28 protein-coding genes and 1 pseudogene are annotated in these 26,463 nt (G+C 35.5%); 15 read left to right on the top strand and 14 right to left on the bottom strand.

The window, feature by feature from the left end; all coding sequences use genetic code 11:
• Nucleotides 1–116: 116 nt before the first annotated feature.
• The gene (locus E1750_RS11740) at nucleotides 117–731 is read left to right on the top strand and encodes a hypothetical protein (protein ID WP_133276957.1); all 615 of its coding nucleotides are present in this window, start codon (nucleotides 117–119) and stop codon (nucleotides 729–731) included.
• Between the two features lie 167 nt (nucleotides 732–898).
• On the opposite strand, the gene E1750_RS11735 is transcribed toward E1750_RS11740, so the two are convergent.
• The 3 genes from E1750_RS11735 to E1750_RS11725 form a co-directional block, all read right to left on the bottom strand.
• The gene (locus E1750_RS11735; protein WP_133276956.1) at nucleotides 899–1,306 is read right to left on the bottom strand and encodes a hypothetical protein; all 408 of its coding nucleotides are present in this window, start codon (nucleotides 1,304–1,306) and stop codon (nucleotides 899–901) included.
• An 87-nt stretch (nucleotides 1,307–1,393) separates the two neighbouring features.
• Entirely contained in the window at nucleotides 1,394–2,413 is a 1,020-nt protein-coding gene (gene pheS / locus E1750_RS11730; RefSeq protein ID WP_133276955.1) for a phenylalanine--tRNA ligase subunit alpha, read from the bottom strand.
• Between the two features lie 111 nt (nucleotides 2,414–2,524).
• On the bottom strand, nucleotides 2,525–2,881 hold the full coding sequence (locus tag E1750_RS11725; RefSeq protein WP_133276954.1) for a hypothetical protein: 357 nt from the start codon (nucleotides 2,879–2,881) through the stop codon (nucleotides 2,525–2,527).
• A gap of 174 nt (nucleotides 2,882–3,055) precedes the next feature.
• Here E1750_RS11725 and E1750_RS11720 point away from each other — a divergent pair, with 174 nt between their 5' ends.
• Nucleotides 3,056–3,559, top strand: coding sequence for a CvpA family protein (locus tag E1750_RS11720; RefSeq protein ID WP_133276953.1), 504 nt, complete (start codon nucleotides 3,056–3,058; stop codon nucleotides 3,557–3,559).
• Nucleotides 3,560–3,615: 56 nt separating this feature from the next.
• Here the strand turns inward: E1750_RS11720 and E1750_RS11715 are convergent, their stop codons facing one another.
• The 10 genes from E1750_RS11715 to E1750_RS11670 form a co-directional block, all read right to left on the bottom strand.
• Nucleotides 3,616–4,359, bottom strand: coding sequence for a tetratricopeptide repeat protein (locus E1750_RS11715; protein ID WP_133276952.1), 744 nt, complete (start codon nucleotides 4,357–4,359; stop codon nucleotides 3,616–3,618).
• Between the two features lie 48 nt (nucleotides 4,360–4,407).
• Entirely contained in the window at nucleotides 4,408–4,788 is a 381-nt protein-coding gene (locus E1750_RS11710) for a GxxExxY protein (RefSeq protein ID WP_133276951.1), read from the bottom strand.
• 52 nt (nucleotides 4,789–4,840) lie between these two features.
• Nucleotides 4,841–6,598, bottom strand: a complete 1,758-nt coding sequence (locus E1750_RS11705; RefSeq protein ID WP_133276950.1) for a BatD family protein — start codon at nucleotides 6,596–6,598, stop codon at nucleotides 4,841–4,843.
• A gap of 142 nt (nucleotides 6,599–6,740) precedes the next feature.
• Complete coding sequence (locus tag E1750_RS11700) at nucleotides 6,741–7,472, bottom strand: tetratricopeptide repeat protein (protein WP_133276949.1); 732 nt, start codon at nucleotides 7,470–7,472, stop codon at nucleotides 6,741–6,743.
• Nucleotides 7,473–7,535: 63 nt separating this feature from the next.
• On the bottom strand, nucleotides 7,536–8,570 hold the full coding sequence (locus tag E1750_RS11695; RefSeq protein ID WP_133276948.1) for a VWA domain-containing protein: 1,035 nt from the start codon (nucleotides 8,568–8,570) through the stop codon (nucleotides 7,536–7,538).
• A gap of 66 nt (nucleotides 8,571–8,636) precedes the next feature.
• Entirely contained in the window at nucleotides 8,637–8,957 is a 321-nt protein-coding gene (locus tag E1750_RS11690) for a GxxExxY protein (protein ID WP_317126127.1), read from the bottom strand.
• A 130-nt stretch (nucleotides 8,958–9,087) separates the two neighbouring features.
• A complete protein-coding gene (locus tag E1750_RS11685; protein WP_133276947.1) occupies nucleotides 9,088–10,089 on the bottom strand; it encodes a vWA domain-containing protein in 1,002 nt (333 codons plus the stop codon).
• Entirely contained in the window at nucleotides 10,089–11,711 is a 1,623-nt protein-coding gene (locus E1750_RS11680; RefSeq protein ID WP_133276946.1) for a BatD family protein, read from the bottom strand. The genes E1750_RS11685 and E1750_RS11680 overlap by 1 nt, the downstream gene beginning before the upstream one ends.
• Before the next feature lie 53 nt (nucleotides 11,712–11,764).
• A complete protein-coding gene (locus E1750_RS11675) occupies nucleotides 11,765–12,628 on the bottom strand; it encodes a DUF58 domain-containing protein (protein WP_133276945.1) in 864 nt (287 codons plus the stop codon).
• A 79-nt stretch (nucleotides 12,629–12,707) separates the two neighbouring features.
• Nucleotides 12,708–13,712, bottom strand: coding sequence for an AAA family ATPase (locus E1750_RS11670; protein WP_133276944.1), 1,005 nt, complete (start codon nucleotides 13,710–13,712; stop codon nucleotides 12,708–12,710).
• A gap of 290 nt (nucleotides 13,713–14,002) precedes the next feature.
• Between E1750_RS11670 and E1750_RS11665 the strand changes: the two genes are divergently transcribed.
• The 11 genes and pseudogenes from E1750_RS11665 (at nucleotide 14,003) to E1750_RS11615 (ending at nucleotide 24,020) form a co-directional block, all read left to right on the top strand.
• A complete protein-coding gene (locus E1750_RS11665; RefSeq protein ID WP_133276943.1) occupies nucleotides 14,003–14,764 on the top strand; it encodes an SDR family NAD(P)-dependent oxidoreductase in 762 nt (253 codons plus the stop codon).
• Nucleotides 14,739–15,017 carry a hypothetical protein gene (locus tag E1750_RS11660; protein ID WP_133276942.1) on the top strand — a complete coding sequence of 93 codons (279 nt, stop codon included), beginning with the start codon at nucleotides 14,739–14,741 and terminating at the stop codon, nucleotides 15,015–15,017. Before E1750_RS11665 ends, E1750_RS11660 begins: the two co-directional genes overlap by 26 nt.
• The gene (locus tag E1750_RS11655) at nucleotides 15,005–15,193 is read left to right on the top strand and encodes a hypothetical protein (protein WP_133276941.1); all 189 of its coding nucleotides are present in this window, start codon (nucleotides 15,005–15,007) and stop codon (nucleotides 15,191–15,193) included. The genes E1750_RS11660 and E1750_RS11655 overlap by 13 nt, the downstream gene beginning before the upstream one ends.
• A gap of 261 nt (nucleotides 15,194–15,454) precedes the next feature.
• Nucleotides 15,455–16,594 (top strand): ATP-binding protein, encoded by a 1,140-nt coding sequence (locus E1750_RS11650; protein WP_133276940.1) that lies wholly within the window; start codon nucleotides 15,455–15,457, stop codon nucleotides 16,592–16,594.
• 101 nt (nucleotides 16,595–16,695) lie between these two features.
• A complete protein-coding gene (locus E1750_RS11645; RefSeq protein WP_133276939.1) occupies nucleotides 16,696–17,190 on the top strand; it encodes a DMP19 family protein in 495 nt (164 codons plus the stop codon).
• Nucleotides 17,191–17,250: 60 nt separating this feature from the next.
• A pseudogene (locus E1750_RS11640) lies at nucleotides 17,251–17,427 on the top strand (metallophosphoesterase); the annotation flags it as partial.
• Nucleotides 17,428–17,654: 227 nt separating this feature from the next.
• Nucleotides 17,655–18,710, top strand: a complete 1,056-nt coding sequence (locus tag E1750_RS11635) for a Fic family protein (RefSeq protein ID WP_133276938.1) — start codon at nucleotides 17,655–17,657, stop codon at nucleotides 18,708–18,710.
• Nucleotides 18,711–18,789: 79 nt separating this feature from the next.
• Complete coding sequence (locus E1750_RS11630; RefSeq protein WP_133276937.1) at nucleotides 18,790–19,515, top strand: metallophosphoesterase family protein; 726 nt, start codon at nucleotides 18,790–18,792, stop codon at nucleotides 19,513–19,515.
• Nucleotides 19,516–19,551: 36 nt separating this feature from the next.
• Complete coding sequence (locus tag E1750_RS11625) at nucleotides 19,552–20,037, top strand: DUF6646 family protein (RefSeq protein ID WP_133276936.1); 486 nt, start codon at nucleotides 19,552–19,554, stop codon at nucleotides 20,035–20,037.
• Nucleotides 20,038–20,186: 149 nt separating this feature from the next.
• Nucleotides 20,187–22,658 (top strand): TonB-dependent receptor plug domain-containing protein, encoded by a 2,472-nt coding sequence (locus E1750_RS11620; RefSeq protein WP_133276935.1) that lies wholly within the window; start codon nucleotides 20,187–20,189, stop codon nucleotides 22,656–22,658.
• An 84-nt stretch (nucleotides 22,659–22,742) separates the two neighbouring features.
• Complete coding sequence (locus E1750_RS11615; protein ID WP_227873885.1) at nucleotides 22,743–24,020, top strand: APC family permease; 1,278 nt, start codon at nucleotides 22,743–22,745, stop codon at nucleotides 24,018–24,020.
• A 39-nt stretch (nucleotides 24,021–24,059) separates the two neighbouring features.
• Here the strand turns inward: E1750_RS11615 and amaB are convergent, their stop codons facing one another.
• Nucleotides 24,060–25,613 carry an L-piperidine-6-carboxylate dehydrogenase gene (gene amaB, locus E1750_RS11610; protein WP_133276934.1) on the bottom strand — a complete coding sequence of 518 codons (1,554 nt, stop codon included), beginning with the start codon at nucleotides 25,611–25,613 and terminating at the stop codon, nucleotides 24,060–24,062.
• Between the two features lie 116 nt (nucleotides 25,614–25,729).
• Between amaB and E1750_RS11605 the strand changes: the two genes are divergently transcribed.
• Both E1750_RS11605 and E1750_RS11600 read left to right on the top strand, forming a co-directional pair.
• Nucleotides 25,730–26,059: a type II toxin-antitoxin system RelE/ParE family toxin gene (locus tag E1750_RS11605; RefSeq protein WP_133278134.1), complete on the top strand. Its 330-nt coding sequence runs from the start codon at nucleotides 25,730–25,732 to the stop codon at nucleotides 26,057–26,059.
• The gene (locus E1750_RS11600) at nucleotides 26,056–26,370 is read left to right on the top strand and encodes a helix-turn-helix transcriptional regulator (protein WP_133276933.1); all 315 of its coding nucleotides are present in this window, start codon (nucleotides 26,056–26,058) and stop codon (nucleotides 26,368–26,370) included. Before E1750_RS11605 ends, E1750_RS11600 begins: the two co-directional genes overlap by 4 nt.
• Nucleotides 26,371–26,463 lie beyond the last annotated feature (93 nt).

The raw sequence follows: 26,463 nt of genomic DNA, 5'->3' as shown, positions 1-26,463 counted from the left end.
AATATTTTATGACCAATTTCTTAAAATATACCCTTTTTCTCTTCCCAATTATTACTTTTGGACAATATCCCTTTGAAAAATTTAAAAGTCCAAAAAGTACATCCTTGGAGTTTAAAATGATAGAAAAAGAAACCGATTTGAATTATTCTAAAGTTGTAAAATCATTTTTCAAAGATAATTCTGATTTAGAAGTTATCATAAAAGGTAATATCGATAACTTAAAAGAAAGCTATATAGAAGTAAAAACAAAAACGAATAGTAAAAAGTACTTTGAAGAAATTCCTGCTCAAGGAACAGATGGGTTTTACATTGCTGACTTCAATGGAGATGGGAAAAAAGATTTTAAAATTGTTTGTTATTATATGGGTTCAGGTCTTGCTTCATTGAATGTTAGAGTAATTTACTTTTTCCAAAAAGATGATAAAAAATTTACAAAAATATCTTTTGACGATAAAATTGGAAAAAATATAACGGAAAGAGATTTGAATGCCGACGGAAATTTTGAAATCATTACAATGACTCTTCAAAATCATAAAAATCATAATTATTGGCTTTTCAATCTTTATAATTTTGTAAATGAAAATTTGGTTTGTGTCAATAACTTAATGAATTATCCAATAATGGTTCAATACTTATTCGAAGAAAACTATAAAGTGACAAAAAAATTGACAATGAAAGAAATGAAAAAGTACGAACTCAAAAGACCTAAAGAATTTCTAATAGATAATTAATACTCCTTGTAACTGGCGTTTGGCCATATTGCAAATTTTCTATTAAATACCCGTTTACATTTCGCACGAAATTTTATCTTGAAAAGAAAATAATCGACCCCAAAGTCGCGACCTCACCAAGCACCAGAACGTTAAAGAAATTCATATTTGTTTCTCTATGTTCTTTTCTACCTCACAATCACCCCATCCACAAACAAAAGTGGCACTTCCTCGACATAATCGGGAGTGATCGAATTGGCTTTGAAAAAAAATTTTCGATCGTATAAGGTGTTGCCTATAAAGAAAGTAACCATAAACTCGTTGTTGAGCACCAAAACACTTTTTTCGACCATTTCTACTTTTACAAAAGTAACTGTTGGCACTTCCATAAAAGCGTGTCGCAAAAGTGATGTTTTCTTCATTTCGCCATCGATGGTTCCGAAAGCTTTGGAGACCACCATTACGCTATCGAGTTTGAAATCGCTGTCGTTTACTAGATAAATATACCAGACTTTTTCCATAAAGTCGTCGCTCCATTCCTGGACTGCGGCGAGGAAAACGTTTTCTACTTCGGGGATGATGATGTCTTTTTTCATAAAATTGAAACTTAACCACAAAGTTCACAATGAAGGCACAAAGCACACAAAGTTTTGAACTTAAATACTATCAAAGGTGATGGAAAATTATATTGATGCCTTAAATTGCTCTAAGAAACGAACGTCATTTTCGTAAAACATTCGAATATCGCCAATTTGGTATAATAACATCGCTATTCTTTCGATTCCCATTCCAAAGGCAAAACCTGTGTATTCGTCGGAGTTGATGTTGCAATTTTTCAAGACATTCGGATCCACCATTCCGCAACCGCCAATTTCTAACCAGCCGGTTCCTTTGGTAATTCTATAATCGGTTTCGGTTTTTAAACCCCAATAAATATCAATTTCGGCGCTGGGTTCTGTAAATGGAAAATAAGACGGACGAAGACGAATTTTCGATTTTCCAAACATTTCTTTGGTGAAATACAATAGCGTTTGTTTCAAATCGGCAAAGGAAACGTCTTTGTCAATATACAATCCTTCGACTTGGTGGAAAATACAGTGCGAACGTGACGAAACTGCTTCGTTGCGGAAAACTCTTCCCGGAGAAATCGTTCTGATAGGAGGTTTGTTGTTTTCCATATAACGCACTTGCACGGAGGAGGTGTGGGTACGCAACAAAATATCGGGATTGGTTTGGATGAAAAAAGTATCCTGCATATCTCGCGCCGGATGGTATTCTGGCAAGTTTAATGCAGTGAAATTATGCCAATCGTCCTCGATTTCTGGTCCTTCGGAAACATTGAAACCCACGTTAGAGAAAATATCGATAATTTGATTTTTGACTAACGAAATCGGGTGACGCGAACCAATGATAACCGGTTCGGCAGAGCGAGTCAAGTCGCCATAAAAGCCTTTAGTTTCTTCTTTACTTTCCAAAGATTCCTGAATAGCTTTTACTTTTTCTTCGGCAGAAGATTTTAGTAAATTAATCACTTGGCCGAACTCCTTTTTTTGCTCGTTTGGAACGTTTTTGAACTCAGCGAAAAAATCTTTCAAAAGTCCTTTGCTTCCTAAGAATTTGATTCGGAATGCTTCGAGTTCTTCTTTATTTTGTGTTGAAAAAGCTTGTGCTTCACCAATATATTCTTTTATCTTGTCTATCATTTTCATCCAATAATTGAGTGTGCAAAATTAAGAAATTTGTTTGAGGTTTAAAGTTTAAAGTTTAAAGTTTCCACGATAAATCTAAAATCTGCAATCGTTAGTCTGCAATCATTAATCGATTAGTTCTCTTTCGATAAAATAATTAACAATGGCTTCTTTCATCAAAACCGATTGCTCGCCTGCTTTTAGCGGTGGCAATTCTTCTTTTACTTTGTAATGTGGCCAACCATCTTCGTCATAAAATTCGAATTCATAGAAACCGTAAGGTTCCAATAACCGACAAATAGCGATGTGCATTAGGTTGAGTTTTTCGTCTTTTTCGTAGGTGCGATGCACTTTCCCGAGTTCTTGAACACCAATTAAATAAATGATGGCGTCCAAATCGAGGTCTTCGCCTTGCGAAAATTGATCGGAAAGTATATTGACTAGGTTTTCCCAGCGTTCTTTAAGTTGTATATCTCTAGACATTTGATTGTAGATTGCGGATTTTAGATTTTAGTCCCGACGCTTCGGGAGCCGATTTTTTTAATCTGAATTCTAAAATGGTAATTCTAAAATTAATTTGGGCAAAGATACCAACATAATTCGTTTATCTTTGTTCTTTATTCTATTCTCTTTTTTCAATTTTCTTTAATCTTTTGTATGAGTTTTTTAGATATTATTTTAGGTTGTTTGCTTGCGCTTGGCATTTTTAAAGGCATCCGCAACGGGCTTTTTGTCGAATTGGCTTCTTTGCTTTCGTTGATTTTAGGCATTTATTTGGCTATAAAATTTTCATTTTTAGCTAGAGTAATGCTGTCAGCAATTGTGCATTGGAATCCAAAAACGATTCAGATTTCGGCATTTATTATTACTTTTCTTGTGGTTGTAATTGGCATTTCCCTTTTAGCAAAATTCCTGACCAGCGTTGCCGATTTTGCACAATTGGGCGTAATCAATAAACTTGGTGGTGGTTTTTTTAGATTATTAAAAACAATCCTAATCCTGAGTATCTTTTTAAACCTTTTCGAAAAAATAAATTTCAACAATACCTTTTCCAAAAAAGAAACTTTAGACCAATCCCTGTTTTATCGTCCGATTCAAAAAAGTGCAGGATTTATTTATCCTTCGATTGAAAAATGGTATGAGGATTTGAAGAAGAAGTAATCAGGTGGCAGATTTCAGGTAGCAGTTTTTGTAATCTGAAATCTGCAACCTGCAATCTATTTCACTTCCTTAATAGCAGTTTTCTCAATCCAGCCTTCGGTCCCATCTGTCAATTGAATTTTTCTCCAATTGTCTAAGGTTTCTCGAACAAAAACTTTAGTGCCTTCGTGCAGGGTAAAAACGGTATTACTGGCTCTTTGAGGCTCGCTTTTTACCAAAACCATTTCGGCAAAAACAATAGCGGGTCTTTCATTTTCGTAATGATTTTTCTCAGAAATTGCAGCTGAAACACAAATCATCATCGTAAAAAGGAGGATAAACATTCCGATAAAGAAAATCCTTTTGGTAAAAGTAAATCTCGAAAAATAATAGCCCGCAAAACAAAATAAAAACAAGGTTGACAATCCTACAGCCAACCACGCCCAAGTATTGTAATGAAAAATAGCGGTGAAATCGTGAACCATTTTTGAAAAACCAACTTGTGGAATCACTTTTATCTCATCGATTTGCAGTTTTTGAGCAAATTTAAGATTGTTTAGAATTTCAGCATCTTCAGGATTCAGCACCAATGCTTTTTCATAATTATAAATCGCTGGAGCCACTTGGTTCAATTTATAATAGCAATTTCCAAGATTGAAATACAAGTCCGCTGAATGTTGTTTTGTCGCCAGAATCCGCTTATATTCTGTGATGGCTTGCTCGTATTTCCCTTTTTGGTACAAAGTATTCCCCTTTTCGAAGCCGGTTTGGGCAAAGAAAAATTGGGTTGTGAGTAGGAATATAAAAAGTATCTTTTTCATAAAAAAATTTAAACACAAAGGACGCAAAGAAGGCACAAAGTTCACTATTTAAAGTATTCCATTGACCACTCTTCTCACTCCTTCTTTTAGTAATTTGACATTAAAATTGATTAATAACCCTAATTTACAATCTGATAATCTTAAATAAGTTAGCAATTGTGCTAGATGAACATCGTTTAGAGCTTCAACAGATTTAATTTCTACAATAAATTTATCTTCAACAATAATATCGATTCTGTAACCAACATCCAACTTAACTTCCTCATAAACTAAAGGTAATGCTTTTTGTTTTTCAACTTTCAAATTAGATTTTTTAAGCTCATAAAACATACATTCCTCATAAGCACTTTCCAACAATCCTGGACCTAAAATCTTATGCACTTTCAAAGCACTTTCGAATACTAATTTTGATATTTCGTTTTCAGTCATTTTTTTTATAAAAATCTTTGTGCCCTTCGTGCCTTCTTTGTGTCCTTCGTGGTTAAGAGATTTGTTTTTCTAAATCTGATATTATTTCGACCGCTTTTTCAAAATCTTTTTGAATTTCTGCACTAGATGATGGGGCATAGCGCGCCAATTCACAATTTTCAGTCAAGGTAATAAAATCAATTATCGTTTGTGCATTTACAGTTCTTGATGCTAAAAGCTGCTGAATATTGGTTTTACTCATATCCGAAGTTTCAATATGCAATTTGGCTTTCAAGAAATTGTGCATTGCTTTTTCCAAAGCCACATAAAACGGCTCTTTGTTGTTGATTTGCTTTTTGGCTTCGGATAAATATTTCTTTGCCAAACGGTTGTTCATTTTTATTCTGTTTCCAAAAACATCGCTGTCGATAGCCTCTTTTTTCTTTTTGAATAGTACAATCAATGGCAGCATTAAAAAAGGGAAAAACAATAAGGTGTAAAACGTATTCGAACCAAAGAAATCATTTTCCTTCATTGCTATTAAATCGGTTTTCAATTTAATATATTTGAATTGTTCGCTACCCGAAATGATGTTTTTGGAATTTTGAGGCGTTGTGCTAGCCACTTGATCATTGGCCGAAGGACCGTCCATCACATTAATCATAATTTCTGGTGATGTTATGGTTTTATAGGTTCCTGAACCGAGATCAAAATACGTAAACTGCATCGGTTTGATGGGGTAATTCCCTTTAAACTGTGGAATTATCGTGTATTTGTCTGCAATTTTCCCTGACATTCCTGCCAAATTGGTATTTACTTTTTCCTCGTGAACAGGATCGTACATTTCGAGGGAATTGGGCACCACTGGTTTAGGCAAATTGAATAATTTCATATTCCCTTTTCCTGTGACACTTACCACTAAATCGAGACTTTCCCCGTTTTTCAGATTGGTTTTCGATGGAATTACTTTAAAATCAAACTTCCCAACCGCTCCAGAAAAATCGGCTGGTTTTCCCGCTTCAGGAAGTGCTTTTACCGCGATAGTTTTGGCTCCAGCCGAAACTCTTTTGTTGGCATTGGTTACCACAACGCGACCAAACATATCTCGACGATTCGTTGGCAATTGCACATCAATATCCAAGGATAAAGGTTCAATTACCAGTTTACCAGATTTTTGTGGATATAAAACTGTTTTCCGAAGTACTACAAAACGGTACTTTTCGCCCTTAAACATTCCTTCTTCCCCAACTAGTTCTTTGATGTCAATATTTTGACTCCAAAAATCATTGTATTTGGGTTTGTCTAATTCTCTCCAATTCGAAATTCCGATGTTGTAGCTAAAATACAATTTATAAACCACGGTAATGGGTTCGTTGATGTAGGGATTGGTTTTAGAAATATCCGCGACCAAATAAAGGTTGTTATCAGCTGATATTTGAGGCGCATCATTAGGGTCTCTAGCTTCTTGCACCGCATTGGTGACACTGATTTTAACTGGATTGGTCTTATAAATCTGGCCGTTGTATTCTATTGTGGCTTGCTTTATGATAATATTCCCTTTTTGCATTGGCAGCAGATAATAGGAATAGATTTTTTCGAAAGAACTCCTACCGTTTACCCACGATTGGCTCACTTGCTGGCTAGGTCCGGCAACCACTCTAAACCCATCGAATGAGGGCTGGCTAAAGTTGTCTCCATCCATATTCATTACAAAATCGATGCGCAGTCTTTCGTTGAGTCCAAGCGTAGTTTTACTCACTTTGGCTTCAAATTGAATTTGAGCAAGAAGTGATTGGGTAATTAAAAACAGTATTATTACAAATCTTTTCATTTTTTTCTCACCCCAGCCCTCTCCAAGGAGAGGGAGTCGAAACAGGGTATATTATTTTGTTATTTTTTCAAATTTATTATCTATTCCAAATTTCCCTTTCGGGAATTTGCTTCGCCAGTTCGCTACCGCTCGCGTGTGGGATTTACCAATCTTTCTCGGCCTGAACTGGTTTTCCTTTTACTTTTTGGGCATTTACTTTATCTTGAATCTTCTTTTCTTCGTTATTTACCGCGTCTAAAAGATTTTCGGTTCTTTGTTTATTAATTCCGCCCGGCATTGGCTTTGGTTGTCCTTGCTCACCGGGTTTGTCGTCTTTTTTATCCTGATCTCCTTTATTATCCTTTTTATCTTTATCGCCGTCCTTCTTATCGTCCTTTTTGTCTTTATCCTTATCTTTGTTTTTATCCTTGTTTTTATCGTCTTTTGGCGGCGGATTATCTTTCAACATTTTTTTGGCCAAAGCATAATTATATCGTGTTTCATCATCCGATGGTTTGTTTCTCAAAGCGTTTTTATAGGCTTCGACTGCATTCGTATAATCTTTTTCATTCATAAAAACATTTCCCAAGTTGTGAAATACTTTATGTCTTTGCACTCTTGATTTTGTGATATTCAATGCAGAAGCATAGGCATATTTGGCTTCGGCAGCTTGTTTTTGTTTGTAAATTGCATTCCCTAAATTGAAAGGAGCCACCGTTCTTCGTGGGAACTTTGAGCGTGAAATTCTATAATTGGCTTCCGCCTCAACAAAGTTCTTTTGGGTATATTCATCATTCGCCTTAGGCAATGTTTTGTCTTTCTCTTGAGCAAACAAGCCCCCTAGCCCCGCCAAGGCGGGGAATAAGAAAACCAATATGAAATATTTTTTAATCATTTGTAATTCTTTATTTTACAACTTTTAAATATAATGTTTAGCGCCACCTTCAGGGATCGGGGCTTACTCTTTTTCGTTAAATAAATTCAATTTTTGAACCCATTTTGTACGTCTTTCCAACAGAAAAACATCTAATGCTAAAAGCACAAATGCAAAACCTAAAAACCACTGAAATTGCGATTGAAAATTGGCCATTTGTGTCGATTCAAATTCAGTTTTTTGAATATTGTCGAGTGCGTTTTTGACATAATCCAATACTGCTTTTGTATTATTGCCGTCAACATAACCTCCCTTGGTAGCTTTGGCAATGGTGGTTAAGCCTTCTTTATTCAGTTTTGTGATAACCACTTCGTTATTGGCGTCTCTCTTAAAACTTTCAACAATTCCATTAACTCTGATTGGAATCGTGCTTCCTTTTTCGGTTCCTATACCGATGGTAATGATTTTCATTCCCAACTTATTGGCTTCCTCGGCGGCATCATCAGCTCCTTCAGAATGGTCTTCGCCGTCCGAAATCATAATCAATAATTTGCTGGTTTTGCTTTTCTCATCAAAATAAGTAGCCGATAATTTTATGGCTTCGTCGAGCGATGTTCCTTGCGAGGAAACAATATCGGTATTCATACTTTGCAGAAACATTTTGGCTACTCCATAATCGGTTGTGATAGGCAAAACGGGAAAAGCACTTGCAGCATAGGCCACAATTCCTATTCTGTCATTCCCTAATTGATTGATAATTTGAGAAACGATTTGTTTGCTTTTTTCCAATCGGTTGGGTGCAACATCTTCGGCGAGCATACTTTTGGAAACGTCCATTGCAAAAACGATGTCGATACCTTCTCGTTTTACAGTTTCCATTTTGGTTCCAATTTTTGGGTTTACCAAACCTAAAATAAGAGCAACAAGCGCCAAAAGCAACACTACCAATTTCAGAATTGGCTTGAAAACCGATTTTTCAGGACTTAGTTTTTTAATTAAATCCAGGTCACCAAATTCGCGCTGTTTTTTTCTCTTCCAATAGATATTGTATAGAAAAAGCAACACCAAAATGGGTACTATAAAAAGAAGGTATAAATATTTTGATTCGTCTAATTCCATTTTTGCTAAACCACAAAGGGCACTACGTTTTTTCTCTAAGTTCACAAAATTAATTGCAAACTGTATTTATAATGTTCCGTTAATTACTCTTTTAATACCGTTTTTTAATAAATCAACATTGAAATTAATTAACAATCCTAATTTACAATTTGATAATCTTAGGTAAGTTAACAATTGTGCCAGATGAACATCATTCAAGGATTCAACTGATTTAATCTCAACTATAAATTTATCTTCTACAATAATATCAATTCTAAATCCAGCATCTAGCTTCACTTCTTCATAAACCAGAGGCAACTGTTTTTGTTTTTCAACTTTTAAATTATACTTCTTCAACTCATAAAACATACACTCTTCATAAGCGCTTTCTAATAATCCTGGACCCAAAATTCTATGAATTTATAATGCACTTTCAAAAACAATCTTTGATATATCATTCTCACTCATTTTTACTTTAGCCTTTTATATCGTTTAATTTGTGCTCTTAGTGGAGTCCTTGTGTCCTTTGTGTTTAAGTTTAAATAAAACTCCTGTAAACCGTATTTCGTAATCCTAATTCCACTAGTATAAGACCGAGCGCAAACCAAACAAAAGGCCTGTATTTTTCATCATAATCATAGAATCGTAATTCTTTGATTTCGGTGGTTTCTAAGGCGTTGATTGATTCGTAAATTTCGGCCAATTTGCTATTACTGGTGGCTCTGAAATATTTTCCGCCAGTTTTTCTGGCAATACTTTTCATTAACTGTTCATCGATTTCTACTTTCATCATTTGAAATAAAATCTGCCCGTTGGGCGACAAAGCATAGGGAGATTCGGCCATTCCGTTTGTTCCAACACCTATGGTATACACTTTTATTCCGTATTGTTTGGCAATATCTGCCGCTGTTTCTGGCTCGATAAATCCCGCATTATTCACCCCGTCGGTCAATAGAATTATGACTTTGCTTTTGGCTTTACTTTCTTTCAATCGATTAACAGCCGTGGCCAATCCCATTCCTATTCCTGTTCCGTCTTGCAAAACTTGGTCGTATTTAATACCGCCGATAGCATCGAGGACCACTGCTTTATCGCTGGTTACCGGTGTTTTAGTATAGGCTTCTGAGGCATAAACCACCAGTCCAATTCTATCGTTTGGTCTTTCTTCGACAAAATCTGCCGCCACCTCTTTGATGGCTTCCATTCGGTTTGGCCTCAAATCTTTGGCGAGCATACTGCCCGAAACGTCCATTGCCAGCACAATATCAATCCCTCTTGTGGTTTTAGTTTGATTGCTAATATCCACTGTTCTGGGTCTTGCCATCGCAATAATCAATGAACTTAAAGCCAATAATCGCATCACATTCAACATCGGTTGGAATTTTACCAATAGCGAATTTGAATTTTTGAACCCTTGGGTTGAACTTATTTTCAAATTGGCGGTTTGTTGGTGTCTTTTCCAATACATCCATCCTCCAATTACTGGAATCAATAAGAATAGCCAAAAAAACTCTGGATTTAAAAAGCTTAATTTTCCCATTATTGTTTGCTGTTTTGAAGTTCAACCGAGCTCAAAATTCGTTCTGAAATTTGATTGGCATATGGATCGCCCTCTTCGTGAACGATAATAACTTGCTGCAATCCACCTTCCTGACTAAAAATCAGCACTTCATAATATAACTTGGTACTGCTTTGATTTTTACCATCAATTTGCGAAAAAGTACCGTATCCTTTGATGCCTTTGATGCCTTCTTTGGTTTCAAAATCTTCTTGTTTCACTATCATATTTTGGGCTCCTTGCGCTTCCAAAGTTTGCAAAGCGCCATCCAATGATTTGGCCAAATCGATTTGTGTCTCCTGCTTGAAATGCAAAGTCGAAACCATAATATAAAAATTATCGATTAGGCTTCCGTAAGCAAAAGACTGCATATCCTTTATCAAAGCCATTCCCTCTTTTGGCAAAGTTTTCTTCAAGTCAACCCTTTTGAGCACTTTAGGTGTTTCCACTCTCACAATTGGATTTCCGTATTCGCTTTTTATCCATTCGCCTTCCAATAATTCTTTCGATGGATGTCCAATGATATTGTCCTTTACATAAGTGAATCCTTTTGTAGCAATAAGGAAAGTCAAGGTTATAAAAAGGAGCAGAAATACCGAAACAGAGGCAATAATTATGCGTTTCTGTCTTTGTTTTTTCAATTCCCGCTTCAATTGTTCTTGACGTTGCATTTCGTTAAGCAACATTTCGTCATTGTTTTCGACAACTACAGGTATAGCTTTATCCAAAGTAACGATGGCTCTTTCAATTTTTTTGCGGTCTTCCGTAATTTCGAAATCCATCGGTTTTGATTTGGCAAATTTTACTAAATCGGCTTGTTTTAAAACCACGAATAAATTGTCGATCGTTTCTTTCGACAACTTCATTTTCTTCTTTTTGGAAGCCATTTGCAAACCTTCAATCAGTTCAGAAGTAGTGCTTTCCATTGCTGGAATTTCGATGGCTTCTTCGATATAATTACGAACAATATCTGTCAATTCACTATAATAAGCTTTGACTTCACCGTGTTGCCAAAGCTCTTTTTTCTCTAGTGAATTGAGTAAACTAGTCGCCTTTTCGATAGGCGTTTTATAAATTTCTTCTTCTATTACTTTCTTTTGGCGAAGTTTTACAAACCAATATATGAATGCGGCAATTCCCGCAATTAGTAGCACAAACAAAACATATTTCCACCAATCGCTCGATTCGTTTGCTGGGACAATATCCTTGATGTCATACATTTTTTGTTTTAATGTATCAACAACAACATTGGCAACTTCAACTTTGATTGAATCTGATAAAAACGGTTTGTTATTGATTAAAATTTTAATGCTAGGAATGGTGTATTTCCCTGAATCAAATTGGGTTAAACCATATCTTTTGACTAATTCATATCGGTCGTTTTTTAAGATGGTGTCAATGGGATACGAGTAAATGACTTCTAGTGCCCCGAAGTTTTTGGCGTTGGGAAAAACCACTTTCGACAAGGTATCTACATTGGTTTTCAACGTAAGTTTGAACTCCGCTCCGATTTTATTTTTGGTGGTATCAATACTGGTTGTCACTTGTTTTTGTTGGGCAAAAACAGCGGTGGTAAACAGAAAGTATAGTAGTATTTTTTTCATTCTTAATATTTAAACCTATAAGGTTTTTAAAACCTTATAGGTTTGTAGTTAATTTAACGGGATTTAAAATAGCCTAACAATTTGGTTACATAACTTTCGTCAACTCTTGTGTTTACCACTCCTGCACCCGATTTGCTAAAGGTTTCCTTGAAATATTTCAGCTTCTCTTGATAGTATTTTTCATAATTGATTCGCACTGATTTCGAACCTGTATTAATCAATTGTGTTTCGCCAGTTTCAGCATCCAACATAGAAACCATTCCTAAATTTGGCATTTTTTCTTCGCGAATATCATACACTCGAATGCCAGTAATATCGTGTTTTTTAGAAGCAATTTTCAAAGTATGCTCATAATCTTCGGAAATGAAATCGGAAATTACGAACACAATCGCTTTCTTTTTTTGAGTGCTAGACAAGAATTTCAAAGCTTGTGCAATATCCGTTTTGTGGCTTTTAGGTTCAAACTCTATCAATTCACGAATGATTCTCAAAACGTGTGAACGTCCTTTTTTGGGCGGAATGTACAATTCGATTTGATCCGAAAACAAAATCAAACCAATCTTGTCATTATTATTGGTAGCAGAAAACGCCATTGTCGCCGCTATTTCAGTAACAATATCTTTCTTAAATTGGTTTTTGGACCCAAAACTTTCAGAACCCGAAATATCGACCATCAACATCATCGTTAACTCACGCTCTTCCTCGAAAACTTTAACGTGAGCCTCATTGTAACGGGCCGTCACATTCCAGTCGATAGCACGAATATCATCGCCATATTGGTACGGACGCACTTCGCTAAAAGTCATCCCGCGACCCTTGAACGAGGTGTGGTATTCTCCCGAAAAGATATGATCGCTCAATCTTCGGGTTTTGATTTCTATTTTTCGTACTTTTTTTAAGAGGTCTTTTGTTTCCATTTGATTGGTGATTGTTGATTAACGATTGCTGATTTCAGATCTAAAATCTAAAATCAGCAATCTAAAATCTAAAATCTTTTTACGGTACTTCAATCTCGTTTACGATTTTGTTGATGATGTCAACCGAGGTGATGTTCTCGGCTTCGGCTTCGTAGGTAATTCCAATTCTGTGACGCAATACATCGTGAACCACGGCGCGAACATCTTCTGGAATCACATACCCACGACGTTTGATGAAAGCGTAACATTTTGCCGCATTTGCCAAATTGATACTTCCACGTGGCGAAGATCCAAAACTGATTAATGGTTTCAAATCGGCCAATTTGTATTTTTCAGGATAACGAGTAGCGAAAATAATATCAAGAATGTATTTTTCAATTTTTTCGTCCATATACACTTCGCGAACGGCTTCTTGTGCTCGTAAAATTTGTTCTACAGAAACAACCGCATTTACTTTTTCGTAGCTTCCTTTAAGGTTTTGACGCACCACCATTCTTTCGTCTTCCATTTTTGGATAATCGATCACGGTTTTCAACATAAAACGATCGACTTGTGCTTCTGGCAAAGGATAAGTTCCCTCTTGTTCGATTGGGTTTTGAGTGGCAAGAACCAAGAAAGGCTTATCTAATTTGAAAGTGGTGTCACCAATGGTCACTTGTTTTTCCTGCATCGCCTCTAATAATGCCGATTGTACTTTGGCAGGCGCACGATTGATCTCATCGGCAAGAACGAAATTGGCAAAAATCGGTCCTTTTTTGATTGAAAATTCATTCGATTTAATGTTGTAAATCATCGTTCCAATTACATCGGCAGGCAATAAATCGGGAGTAAACTGGATTCGACTAAAGGATCCTTGTACGGCTTGCGCCAAAGTGTTAATGGCTAATGTTTTTGCCAAACCGGGAACTCCTTCCAATAAAATATGCCCTTGTCCTAAAAGCCCGATTAATAATCGCTCGATCATGTGTTTTTGACCGACGATTACTTTATTCATTTCCATAGTTAGCAAATCGATGAAGGCACTTTCTCTTTCTATTTTTTCATTGATGGCTCTAATGTCCAAAGTCGTAGTATTATCTTCCATATTTGTATTTTAATTGTGCTAATTCGCGTTCGTTTTTTAAGACGGTGCAAATTGAATTTTTTTTTAGAAGTACGATGTTAAAAAATGGTTAAAACTTCTCACAAAACCCGAATTTTAAGGATGTTTTGTGATTGTATTTTCATAATTTTAAATTTTTAAAAGAAATTGACCAAAAATTGAGAAATCACTAGTATTTTTATGGCTTTTTATCATTGGCGAAATCCGCCTTTTCTAAAATTATTTTAGTACAAAATCTCAAAAAATAGTCCTTAAAATACACCCAAAAAACAATGAAAAAAACAGCTTTAGTCACGGGAGCAACGAGCGGAATTGGAAGAGCAACGGCTAGAATTTTGGCCCAAAATAATTATAAAATTATACTCTGCGGAAGAAGAAAAGACCGATTGAACGAACTCGAAAATGAACTTTCGGAATTCACAGAAATCCACACTTTGTGTTTTGATGTTCGCGATAAGAAAGCCGTTTTTGACAGCATCAATTCTTTACCAACTGATTTTTCTACCATTGATGTTTTGATCAATAATGCTGGAAATGCCCACGGTTTAGAACCCATTCAGGATGGAAATATAGACGATTGGGATGCGATGATTGACATCAATGTCAAAGGACTTTTGTATGTTTCGAAAGCTATAATTCCGAAAATGATCGAACAAAAATCGGGTCACATTATCAACATAGGTTCTACTGCAGGAAAAGAAGTGTATGCGAACGGGAATGTCTATTGTGCTTCAAAATTTGCCGTTGATGCGCTGAATAAAGCGATGCGAATTGATTTGAATCCATACGGAATTCGAGTGGGCGCCATTCATCCGGGAATGGTGGAAACGGAGTTTAGCGAAGTCCGTTTCAAAGGAGATTCAGATCGAGCTGCTAATACCTACAAGGGATTGACGCCTTTGAGCGCCGAAGATATTGCTGATATTATTCATTTTGTGGTGTCGAGACCCTATCACGTGAATATTGCTGATTTGATTGTTATGCCGACGGCGCAGGCATCGGCAACTATTGTTAAAAGGGAATCAATTAGTTAATTTTGTTTTAGATGGAAAAAATAAAATCAGTAACTTTGAATTAAATTCTATAAAAATGGAAATCGCAACACAAAAAAAAGAAATTATAGACTGGATTTTATCCATTGAAGATCAAGCGGTTTTAAATGAAATTGAAACCCTTAAAAAACAAATTAATTTTGATTTTGATGAAGAATTCAAGAAAGGAATTTCTGGAGAAGAATTAAAAAAACGAACCACGGAATTTTTAAAAACACTCCCTTGGAAGAAATAAATATTCTTTACAGACCCGAAGTAGAAGTGTATTTGAATGAATTAATTTTAGTTTTGTTTAAAGAAAAATATTTTAGTTATCTAGAAAATTCCATTTTATATAAAGATAAAATAATCGATTTTATAGAAAGTGATATTGCTGCTTTCCTACAAGAAAATAATTTTTTAACCACATAGTTTATTGAAAACATAGTAAATAAAGATTGTCATAGGCATTTTATTTATTCATAGCTATGACCCGAGCAAAGCGAACAGTCGAAGTAAATCTATGATAAGCAACGCGCATTTCTATTTTAATACATAATTTTTCTATGTGGTTTATATTTTTTAATGTTAATATTACCAAAATAATCAACAGCCATTGTGAAGAAATCAAATGGCTCTGATTGTAATTTCAAGAGCAAATTTAAACCTTGCTCTTTTTTTTATTTTTAAAAAATGATTAATAAACGACTGCTTATCAAAAACCTACTCGCTCACAATGATGAGAGCAGTTTTTATGACAAAAAACGGCAGTTGAATCTACATTCGCGTGAAGGAAAAGCTAAGTTTTTGAAACACATTTGCGCCTTATCCAATTCGAATCCCGCCAATAATTCCTATATCGTAGTGGGTGTCGAAGATCAGGAAAACGAAATTGTGGGTGATGATTTTTTTGACGACAGTCGAATTCAGAATTTGGTCAATGCCTATCTGGAAAATCCACCAAAAATTCAATATGAGAATGTACCTTTCCCTAATTTACCGAAAGACAAAGTGGTCGGATTGGTAACGATTAAAGCCAAAAGTAAAACTTCGCATTTCAAAAAAGGCATTCACACCATTCCCGTTAACAGCGTTTTTATTCGCCGCGGCAGCAACACCGTTCCCGTTGAAGAAGAAGTCGAAAAAAATTATCAAAACACAGAAACCGTCATTGGCATCGAAAATAATTCTAGAAACAGTATTGGTTACACGCTTGATGGCGTGATCGATTTTATGAATTTTCGACACAAAGATATGGCACCCAAATACAAGGTTTTCAAAGAATTATTTGTCATTTGTTGGGCTGGAGTTCCTAAAAAACACCGAGATACTACTTACCTTTCTCGAGTGGATATTGAACTCATCAACGAGCAAATCAAGCTGTTTTATTCTTCGCAAGATGTAGTTACGATTAGTTTCGATGAGGATTCTTTTACCATTTTGGAATATGTGCCTTTGGGTTTGAATGATAAAACCAGTTTTTATCCTTTAGAAAAACAAACCCTCTATTTTCACGATAATGGCTATTACAAAATTGATCGGGAATTCCTTTTTCAACCGCCGGAATTCAACCGCAAGATGTTGTATCACATTTACAATTCGAACATTTCATTGCTGGATAAAATCCAAAAGGGACGTTCTTTATCCGAACGAGAACAGAAAGATTTAGAAAATTTACCCTCGACATTTATGATATGTTACCTCAACGGATTTGAAGATGCCAAGCAAAAACTGATTGATGCCAAACTGCTTTTGAAACCGTTCACTTCAGTATATTTGTCGTTTAAAGAAGCGTTGCGGATTTTGAGAAAAATGAAGTATGATGTGCAGTAGAAATTCAACAGCAAATTACTTCGCCTATTCGCTATCGCTCGGGTCGCAAATTAAATAGTTGTGCAATAACAAGTTAATTAAAAATTTAAGCAATAAATCAAATGATAGACAAACTAAAATTAACAGAAAAAGAATTCAATATTTTTCCCGAAGATTTTGATATAAATATGAAAGTTTTAGAATATTATCAAAAAGTAGTTTTTGATAAAAAACAAGATAAGCTAAACAATGTTCAGAAGAATTTTTGTATGTTTTATTTTGTTGATGGAATGATAAATGGAAGTGGAATTTATTCCATTTTTATAGAAAGTTTTGGGGAATATAATGATGATTACCTTGAGATGTTAACAGCAACTGGAAATAATGCAGATTATAAAGACTTTAAAAAAGTGGTGAAAATATTTAATAAATTTAAATCTTCATTTTTAGAGCAAGAAATGCCTGAACAATTAGACGAAGATTCAGATCATTTTGATTTAAAACTAGCTGAATCTATAGATGATATAGAAAATAATTGGTACGATAATTCAGAAATAAGAGAAGAAAAGTTCATTAACTATATTAAAAAAAGTAAAGAAGAAATTATTACATTCTAAAAATTACTGTCTCTAATAACAAATTTTAATTAATGCTTTGTAATAAACAAACAAAATAGAATGAGAACACTCGTTATAGGCGACATTCACGGTGGTTTGCGGGCACTGCACCAAATTATGGAAAGAGCTAAGGTTACCCCAAAAGACACCTTGATTTTTCTGGGTGATTATGTGGATGGTTGGAGTCAATCGCCCCAAGTGATTGATTATTTGATTGAACTGAAAACGACGCACAATTGAATTTTCATCGCGGGCACCCAAATGCTCAGCGTTGGAAAGAATTTGTTATTGATAATTCAAATACATTTGTTGTTGCTTCGTGGAATTCTATTACAGTCAGTATCAACTATACAAATGGTAAAATTATACATAAAGAATTCACAAAATAAAAAAGAGTAAGAACACTATAGCCAAAAGGAAATCATATCACAAACTCTAAAAAATAATACAAACAACGATAGCCAATGGATAATTTTGATGAATATGTAAGACAGGGCGAACCAAACCAAGCCGAAAAAGCAAAGGTATGGAAAACGGCTATCGGTTTGCAACAAATTGACGGATTAAAGCCTTCTGATTATCTTATTGAAACTGCCAAGCAAAACATTGAGGGCGATATTACTATTGAAGAGGTAAAACAACGAATAGACAGTTACTACAAAATACACCCATCCCAAACAAACGACGACCGCACCGAAGAAGCTGATAAAGTTTCAGCACGTATTGCCGAGATGTTGGGCGAACAAACATTTACATTTTCACCAGTAGAATACTTAAATATTCATCGAAGATTGTTTCGGGGCATTTACAAATTTGCAGGTAAAATCCGTGATTATAATATTACTAAACAAGAATGGGTTTTAAATGGTGAAACCGTTTTGTACGGCAGTGCCGAGAGTTTAAAAGCTACTTTAGAATACGATTTCGAGCAAGAAAAACAGTTTGTCTACAAAGGGTTAAGCCAACAAGAAACGATAGAACACATAGCACAATTCATCACGTACTTATGGCAAATTCATGTTTTTGGAGAGGGTAATACACGAACTACTGCCTTATTTTTAATCAAATATTTGCGCACATTCGGCTTTACAGTAAATAATGAACTGTTCGAACAATATTCGTGGTATTTTCGCAATTCGTTGGTTAGAGCCAATTACAAAAATCACACAAAAGGTATTCATGCTACAAATGAATTTTTGCTTCTTTTTTTAGGGAACCTATTGCTTGCTGAAAAAAATACCTTACAAAATAGACAAATGCATGTTCAATACATTGAACCTAAAAACACACTAAATGACCCTGTAAACGAAATAAATGACCCTGTAAATAAAAAAAATGACCCTGTAAAAGTTAGTATTTTACAGCAATTACAGCAAAAATCAAATGCAAATTACGCTGAACTAGCAGCGAATGTAGGGTGTTCCGTAGCAACAATAAAACGACATATTCAAGAACTTAAAAAATTGGGTTTTATAGAACGCATAGGAAGCGATAAAACAGGATACTGGAAAATAGTATAAAAAGAATAAAACAACGCACAAGGATACTAAAACAATAGCAATAAATAGTTTAACTATTTTTGAGAATAAACGAAATAGAATGAGAACACTCGTTATAGGCGACATTCACGGTGGTTTGCGGGCGCTGCACCAAATTATGGAAAGAGCCAAGGTTTCCCCAAAAGACACCCTAATTTTTCTAGGCGATTATGTGGATGGCTGGAGTCAATCGCCGCAAGTCATTGATTATTTGATCGAACTGAAAACGACGCACAATTGCATTTTCATCCTTGGCAACCACGATGAATTATTGTTGGATTGGCTCACAAAGACCAAGGACAACCCGCTTTGGTACCAACACGGCGGCGAATCGACTGTTTTGGCTTATGCTACTGTAAGTGCCGAAACGAAAAAAAAACACATCCAATTCATTCAATCTTTAGCAAAATATTATCTCGATGAACACAATCGCCTTTTTATTCACGCTGGTTTTACCAATATGAATGGAGTGGATTATGAATATTTTCCGAGATTATTTTATTGGGATAGAACGCTGTGGGAAACGGCTCTAGCATTGGATAAAAAAATGAAAAAAGACGACTTATTCTATCCCAAACGACTGACTTTGTACCACGAAATCTACATTGGTCACACACCGGTTTCTAGAATTGGCAAAACCAGTCCGGCACAAATGGCCAATGTTTGGAATGTAGATACCGGCGCAGCATTCAAAGGTCCGTTGACAATTATGGATATTGACACTAAAGAATTCTGGCAAAGTGAACCTTTGCCTAGTTTATACCCGACTGAAAAAGGGAGAAATTAAAATCTTTATATTTGCAAAAAAAATAACTATTACCAAATGAAAAAAATTTTTACAATTGTATTATTCGGTGCATTCTGTATGGTAAATGCACAAGCTTTTAAAGGTAAAGGCGACACAAAACTCAACATCGGGATGACGGTTCAAAATGGAGGAACAGGAATTCTAGCTTCAACCGATTTTGGATTGGGCGAAAACTTTTCTCTTGGAGTTCAAGCTTCTTATTTATTGGGAGGTGCCCAAATTGACGAGGTGGATGCTGAATATCGTTTTGATGCCAAAGCGAGATTCAATGCCAATTTAGGAAGCGTTTTGAATATTTCTCCAAAATTGGATGTGTATCCAGGTTTGAATTTAGGTTTGAAAAACTTTGGCGGACATCTTGGTGTACGCTATTTCTTCTCGGATGGATTTGGAATCTTCACCGAATTTTCGGCTCCATTTGCCAAATACGATGCGGACGCTGCTTCTAAATACAATAACGGAACTTCGTTCAATTTTGGAGCTTCGTTCAATTTAGATTAAAATCAAACGCAAAACCTAGAACATATTTGCTTACCAACGAACATATATCTTTTGCGTTAGCGTAAAAAAACTACTTTTGCAAAAACGTACGATATCCTTCTGTCGCTCACAATAGAATACTATTTCGATACCCACCAATACCCATAAAAATGAATAGAATTTTACAATTGTTTTTTAGCAGCCTATTATTATTTTCGACTAGCCAGGTTTTTTCACAAGATGAAAAAGAAAAAATCAAACCAAAAAATGATAGCTTACAAACTCCGCTCAACAATTTAGATGAAATAGTTGTTGTAGGAAGTAGAACACCAAACAAAAGTAAACTTGAAACGGCTGTACCTATTGATGTGGTTAGTTTAGCTAAAATAAAAAATGTTAGTCCACAAACGAGTATCAATGACATTTTAACCTATTTGATACCGGCTTTCAATTCGAATCGGCAATCGGCTTCTGATGGAACGGAACATATAGATCCTGCTTCATTGAGAGGATTAGGTCCAGACCAAACTTTGGTTTTGATTAATGGAAAAAGAAGGCACACCACTTCCTTGGTAAACTACCAAAACACGGTTGGAAATGGTTCAGTTGGAACCGATTTAAGTGCAATTCCAGCATCAGCTATCAAACGAATTGAAGTTTTACGCGATGGAGCTGCTGCGCAATATGGTTCTGATGCTATTGCGGGTGTGATCAATTTAGTTTTAAAGGAAAACACGGGATTAGAAGTTAATGGCACTTATGGTCAAACCTCTAGAAATGATGGAGAAACTACTAATTTGAATATCAATTATGGTCATAAATTAGGAAACAAAGGAGGGTTTATCAATCTAACGGCTGAGTTTAACAACCGTGAAAAAACCAATCGTTCACAAAATCACAACCTGATTATTTTTGATCAATCGGCTTATGATAATTATTTCGCTTACGATTTTAGCAATCCAAATGCGCGTCAGATCGATGATGATATGCTTGCTGCTAAAGGTTTAACTCGTGATGATTTCAATTTTCAAGTAGGAGATGCCAAAATTCAAAACATTCAAGGTTTTGTAAATACGATGATTCCATTAGACGAAAATATAGAATTTTATGCTGCTGGTGGTTTCAACCTAAAAAATGGTACTGGTTTTGGATTTAGACGCTTGCCAAGCGAAACCGAAAATGTGGTTCCTGAATTATTCCCAAATGGTTTTCAACCGGAATTAAAGTCAAATATTTTGGATGCATCCTTAATTTCAGGTTTTAAATTCAAACTTTCCGATTGGAAATTAGATGTAAGCAATACTTTTGGCGCTAACAATTTCCAATATGATGTTGAGAATACCAATAATTTTTCATTAGGAGCAGCTAGCCCAACTAAATTTGATGCAGGAAGTCATTCCTTTACTCAAAACACAATAAACGCCGATGCTTCTCGCTCCTATGATTCTGTTTTTAGTGGGTTAAACTTAGCTTTTGGAACTGAATTTAGATATGAAAACTATCAAATCCTTGCCGGAGAAACCGCTTCTTATATAGACGGTGGAGCACAATCCTTTCCTGGTTTTTCTTATTTAAATGTAGTTAATAAATCCAGAACTAGTTTTGGTCTTTACGCCGATGCCGAATTAAACTTTACTGATAAATTTTTGGTTGATGCAGCGCTTCGTTTCGAAAACTATTCCGATTTTGGCAATACTACAAACGGAAAACTTTCGGCTAGATATAAAATTACCGATACATTTTTTGTGCGTGGTTCAGCCAGTACAGGATTTAGAGCGCCATCCTTGCAACAACAATATTTCAATAATATAGCCACCGATGTTGTAGATGGCAAATTATTGAATTCAGGTATTTTTAGAAACGATAGCGATGTTGCCCAACAACTTGGAATTCCAGAATTAACAGAAGAAACTTCTACAAATTACAGTTTTGGACTGGTGTATTCTCCATCAAAAAAATTACATTTTACCATTGATGCCTACCAAATCAACATCGACAATAGAATTATCCTTACCGGAAATTTAGGAAATGATGCTTATGGTGATCCTGTTCCAGAACTTCAAGCCATATTCGAAACGTATGGCGCACAAACAGGCCGTTTCTTTACCAATGCTATCAATACCACAACCAAAGGAATCGACTTTGTGGCCGATTATGATTTGAATTTAGGCGGTGGAAATTTAAATATTTCGTTGTTGTACAATTACAATAAAAATGTTGTTGATTCTGAATTAAATTCAATTCCAGCAGTATTTGTTGGTCAGGAAGACGTTTATTTTGGCCCACAAGAAAGAAGTTTGATAGAAACCAATACTCCATTACACAAAGGAACTTTAGCTTTAAATTACGGCGTTAATAAATTCAACTTTATGTTGAGAAACACGTATTTTGGCGAAGTTACTCGAAATGGTTACCCATTTGGAATCGAACAAAAACACAATGGAAAAGTAGTTACTGACTTGACTGTGGCTTTTAAAGTAACCCCTAAAATTCAATTTATAATTGGAGCAAATAACCTATTTGATGTTTTCCCAGACGAACAAGTGTATGAAAACAGTTATTTTGGAGTGTTCAAATATGCGCCAGTTCAAATGGGAACAACAGGCGCTTACTATTTTGGCAGAATAAGCTACCGTTTATAAATCATAATTTTAAAGTTAATTTTTATTACTTTGCCAAGGTTTTTGCCTTGGCAAATTTTTTTATAAATCATACATTTTTCAACTTTGAAAAAAATTACTTGGCTTACAGCCACAGCATTAGTAGTCTCGAATATGATTGGCACTGGGATATTTACTTCCTTGGGGTATCAGGTTGCCTATTTGACTAATACCTATTCCATAATATTACTATGGTTTATTGGAGGAATATTGGCAATGTTTGGTGCATTTTGCTATTCAGAATTAGGCAATTATTACAAAGAAACGGGTGGCGATTATATTTATTTGTCCCGAGGTTTTCATCCTTTTTTTGGATATCTAAGCAGTTGGATTTCACTAATTGTTGGCTTTTCAGCTCCTGTAGCCTTGGCAGCTTTGGCGATGAGTAAGTATTTACAAATTTTTGGCCTAGAATTAGGAAAAGAGTTTGCCATAGGAATTATTATTTTCACCGCTCTTTCGCAATCTTTTAGTTTAAGGGTAAGTAGTGATTTTCAAAACGGTTTTACTTTGTTAAAAGTTGTATTTGTTTTAGGGATAATAGGCCTCGGATTGTATTATGCTCCGCAAGTCCAAAACGGTTTAACTTTCGATAATGGCTGGGTAAAAGAAGTTCAAATGCCAGAATTTGCGAGTTCACTAGTGTTTGTTTCCTTTGCTTATACCGGTTGGAATTCTGCTTCTTATATTGTTGGAGAAATAAAAAATCCAACCAAAAACCTTCCAAAATCATTGATCCTTGGAACTCTATTTGTGACTTTGGTTTATGTTTTAATCAATTATGTTTTTCTAAAACACGCACCGATTGCGTCATTAGTCAACCAAGAAGATGTGGCTTCTATCGCAGCAGAGAAATTTTTGGGTTTGAATGGGGCGAAATGGGTTAGCTTTTTTATTGCAGCTCAATTAATTGCTACGATTAGCGGCTATTTATGGATTGGTTCCCGAGTAAGTTTTGCTACCGCAAAAGAGAATAAACTTTGGAGTTTTATGAACAAAACAAAAAACGGAATTCCTTATTTAGCTTTGTGGGTTCACGCTTTAATCTCCATTATTATCATTTTGACAGGAGAGTTTGAAGAAATTTTTATTTATGCCTCATTCTTGTTACAAATATTGGCAACACTTGCGGTGGCAACGGTTTTTACCATTCCATCCAACAAAAGATACATTTTCAAAGGCAAGTATTTCTGGATTTTTCCGGTCGTGTTTTTGGCTTTTGGGGTTTACATTTGCTATTTTACCTTTATTGCTCACCCAAAAGAAAGTCTAATAGGACTATCCACAATTTTAATAGGCTTGATTCTGTATTTATTTGATTCTAAACACAAAATCAAACCTTAATTATTCAAATTTGATTAAAGAGGATAAAAAAAGCCTCAACTACAAATCGAATTTTATTCCTTGTGCTAGGGGTAAACTCGTAGTATAATTAATCGTATTGGTTTGACGACGCATATAGATTTTCCAAGCATCGGAACCCGATTCGCGTCCGCCACCCGTTTCTTTTTCACCGCCAAAAGCACCGCCAATTTCGGCTCCCGAAGTTCCAATATTGACATTGGCAATCCCGCAATCGGAACCTGCAACCGATAAGAACAATTCGGCTTCACGCAGATTATTGGTCATAATGGCCGAGGAAAGTCCTTGAGCTACTCCGTTTTGAATTTCGATCGCATTTTCTACCGAACCCGAATATTTCAATAAATACAAAACAGGAGCAAAAGTTTCGTGTTGGACAATTTCGAAAGCATTATCAGCTTCGGCAATCGCTGGTTTTACATAGCAACCACTTTCGTAACCTTCGCCCGAAAGTACGCCGCCTTGAACGATAAGTGTTCCGCCTTCGGCGACAACTTTAGTCAAAGCATTAGTGTACATTGCGACAGCTTGCTTATCAATCAGTGGTCCTACGTGATTGTTTTCGTCCAATGGGTTTCCTATTTTCAATTGGCCGTAAGCCGAAACTATAGCTTCTTTTACTTTGTCATAAATACTTTCGTGAATGATTAAACGTCTGGTCGAAGTACAACGTTGTCCTGCAGTTCCAACAGCTCCAAAAACGGCACCGATGACCGTCATTTTGATATCGGCATCTGGGGTAACAATAATGGCGTTGTTTCCTCCTAATTCGAGTAGTGATTTTCCCAAACGACCCGCGACGGCTTGCGCCACGATTTTCCCCATTCGGGTGGAGCCTGTAGCTGAAATTAGTGGAATTCGTTTATCATTTGTCATTAATTCGCCTACTTTATAATCTCCGTTGATCAAACAAGAAATTCCTTCTGGCAAATTATTTTCCTTGATCACCTCGGCAATGATGTTCTGACAGGCGATGCCACACAGCGGTGTTTTTTCGGAGGGTTTCCAAACGCAAACATCGCCACAAATCCAAGCCAAAGCCGTGTTCCAAGCCCAAACCGCAACCGGGAAATTGAAAGCCGAAATGATTCCGACAATTCCCATTGGATGGTATTGTTCATACATACGGTGACCTGGACGTTCCGAGTGCATCGTTAATCCATGCAATTGACGCGAAAGTCCCACGGCAAAATCACAAATATCTATCATTTCCTGAACTTCGCCATAGCCTTCTTGCAATGATTTGCCCATTTCATAGGAAACGAGTTTGCCCAAAGCTTCTTTGTTTTTTCGCAATTTTTCTCCAAACTGTCTCACGATTTCACCACGTTGTGGTGCTGGCATTAATCGAAATGTTTTGAAGGCTTCGGAAGCTGTTTGCAATACCTTTTCGTAATCTGCCTCGGAGGTTGTTTTTACGGCTGCAATTAATTTTCCGTCAACGGGCGAGTAGCTTTCGAGGATTTCTCCGTTTGAAAAATGCTGAATTCCTGTTGAAGTTCCTTCATTTATAGCTTTTATACCCAATTGTACCAAGGCTTCTTTCATTCCGAATTGTTCTGCTGTTGTTATCATTGTAACTTTATGGGTTAGAATTGTTATATTATTTACAAATATATTGTATTAGTATGAGATTCTAAAGAAAAGGTAAATTTTATGAAAGAAAGGGCTTGTTGTTACTTTTTTAAGTACTGTTTTCGGAAGATGTATTTGAGTTTCTTAAGTCTATTGAAATTAAACATTCTAAAAAAATAATTTACAATATTCGTAATTCCGAAAATAAAAATGATCCTGAATTATTCAAAAAATTGGAAGATGATATTTGGGAATTCAGGACATTGTATCAAAAATTTCAATATAGATTATTGGCATTTTGGGACAAAACGAATTCAGAAAGTACTTTAGTAATTTCAACACACGGATTTGTGAAGAAACAAAGAAAAGTTCCCAAAAAAGAAATTGAAAGAGCGAAAAATTTGAGAACTAAATGTTTTGAAGAAAAAAACTTAAATAAATTATGAAAACATTCACTTTAGACCAAGTTACTGACGAGATTATTGGTAAAATGGGTACAAAAAACAGAGATAAATTTGAGTACGATTTACAAATGGATTTAATTGGAAATGCAATTAAAGAAACTAGAAAAGAACGTAAACTAACTCAAGAAGAGTTGGGAAAATTAATAGGAGTACAAAAAGCACAAATTTCGAGATTGGAAAATAATGCAAGCAATGCAAGTATTGATACTTTAATGCGTGTTTTTTCTGCATTAAAAGCAACGGTAAAATTGCAAATAGAATTACCTAATCTACAAATAAGCATCGGAAAATAAAAGACATCGCCTAAAGCCGCTATAAGAAATTGGGGTTTTAAAACTCTTAATATAAAGTTAGGCTTACATAATCCAAAAAACGTTACACAAAAC

This window comes from Flavobacterium nackdongense (assembly GCF_004355225.1).
In the GTDB taxonomy this organism is placed as follows: domain Bacteria; phylum Bacteroidota; class Bacteroidia; order Flavobacteriales; family Flavobacteriaceae; genus Flavobacterium; species Flavobacterium nackdongense.
This window is presented reverse-complemented; position numbering and strand designations above follow the sequence as displayed.

Excerpts from the sequence above, each read along its gene's own strand:
- E1750_RS11645 (WP_133276939.1), top strand. The coding sequence starts at position 16,696 with ATGATAGACAAACTAAAATTAACAGAAAAAGAATTCAATATTTTTCCC.
- E1750_RS11635 (WP_133276938.1), top strand. The coding sequence starts at position 17,655 with ATGGATAATTTTGATGAATATGTAAGACAGGGCGAACCAAACCAAGCC.
- E1750_RS11630 (WP_133276937.1), top strand. The coding sequence starts at position 18,790 with ATGAGAACACTCGTTATAGGCGACATTCACGGTGGTTTGCGGGCGCTG.
- E1750_RS11715 (WP_133276952.1), bottom strand. The coding sequence starts at position 4,359 with ATGAAAAAGATACTTTTTATATTCCTACTCACAACCCAATTTTTCTTT.
- E1750_RS11625 (WP_133276936.1), top strand. The coding sequence starts at position 19,552 with ATGAAAAAAATTTTTACAATTGTATTATTCGGTGCATTCTGTATGGTA.
- E1750_RS11735 (WP_133276956.1), bottom strand. The coding sequence starts at position 1,306 with ATGAAAAAAGACATCATCATCCCCGAAGTAGAAAACGTTTTCCTCGCC.
- E1750_RS11725 (WP_133276954.1), bottom strand. The coding sequence starts at position 2,881 with ATGTCTAGAGATATACAACTTAAAGAACGCTGGGAAAACCTAGTCAAT.
- E1750_RS11740 (WP_133276957.1), top strand. The coding sequence starts at position 117 with ATGATAGAAAAAGAAACCGATTTGAATTATTCTAAAGTTGTAAAATCA.
- amaB (WP_133276934.1), bottom strand. The coding sequence starts at position 25,613 with ATGATAACAACAGCAGAACAATTCGGAATGAAAGAAGCCTTGGTACAA.
- E1750_RS11685 (WP_133276947.1), bottom strand. The coding sequence starts at position 10,089 with ATGGGAAAATTAAGCTTTTTAAATCCAGAGTTTTTTTGGCTATTCTTA.
- E1750_RS11720 (WP_133276953.1), top strand. The coding sequence starts at position 3,056 with ATGAGTTTTTTAGATATTATTTTAGGTTGTTTGCTTGCGCTTGGCATT.
- E1750_RS11705 (WP_133276950.1), bottom strand. The coding sequence starts at position 6,598 with ATGAAAAGATTTGTAATAATACTGTTTTTAATTACCCAATCACTTCTT.
- E1750_RS11695 (WP_133276948.1), bottom strand. The coding sequence starts at position 8,570 with ATGGAATTAGACGAATCAAAATATTTATACCTTCTTTTTATAGTACCC.
- E1750_RS11675 (WP_133276945.1), bottom strand. The coding sequence starts at position 12,628 with ATGGAAACAAAAGACCTCTTAAAAAAAGTACGAAAAATAGAAATCAAA.
- E1750_RS11680 (WP_133276946.1), bottom strand. The coding sequence starts at position 11,711 with ATGAAAAAAATACTACTATACTTTCTGTTTACCACCGCTGTTTTTGCC.
- pheS (WP_133276955.1), bottom strand. The coding sequence starts at position 2,413 with ATGATAGACAAGATAAAAGAATATATTGGTGAAGCACAAGCTTTTTCA.
- E1750_RS11620 (WP_133276935.1), top strand. The coding sequence starts at position 20,187 with ATGAATAGAATTTTACAATTGTTTTTTAGCAGCCTATTATTATTTTCG.
- E1750_RS11700 (WP_133276949.1), bottom strand. The coding sequence starts at position 7,472 with ATGATTAAAAAATATTTCATATTGGTTTTCTTATTCCCCGCCTTGGCG.
- E1750_RS11670 (WP_133276944.1), bottom strand. The coding sequence starts at position 13,712 with ATGGAAGATAATACTACGACTTTGGACATTAGAGCCATCAATGAAAAA.
- E1750_RS11665 (WP_133276943.1), top strand. The coding sequence starts at position 14,003 with ATGAAAAAAACAGCTTTAGTCACGGGAGCAACGAGCGGAATTGGAAGA.
- E1750_RS11600 (WP_133276933.1), top strand. The coding sequence starts at position 26,056 with ATGAAAACATTCACTTTAGACCAAGTTACTGACGAGATTATTGGTAAA.
- E1750_RS11710 (WP_133276951.1), bottom strand. The coding sequence starts at position 4,788 with ATGACTGAAAACGAAATATCAAAATTAGTATTCGAAAGTGCTTTGAAA.
- E1750_RS11650 (WP_133276940.1), top strand. The coding sequence starts at position 15,455 with ATGATTAATAAACGACTGCTTATCAAAAACCTACTCGCTCACAATGAT.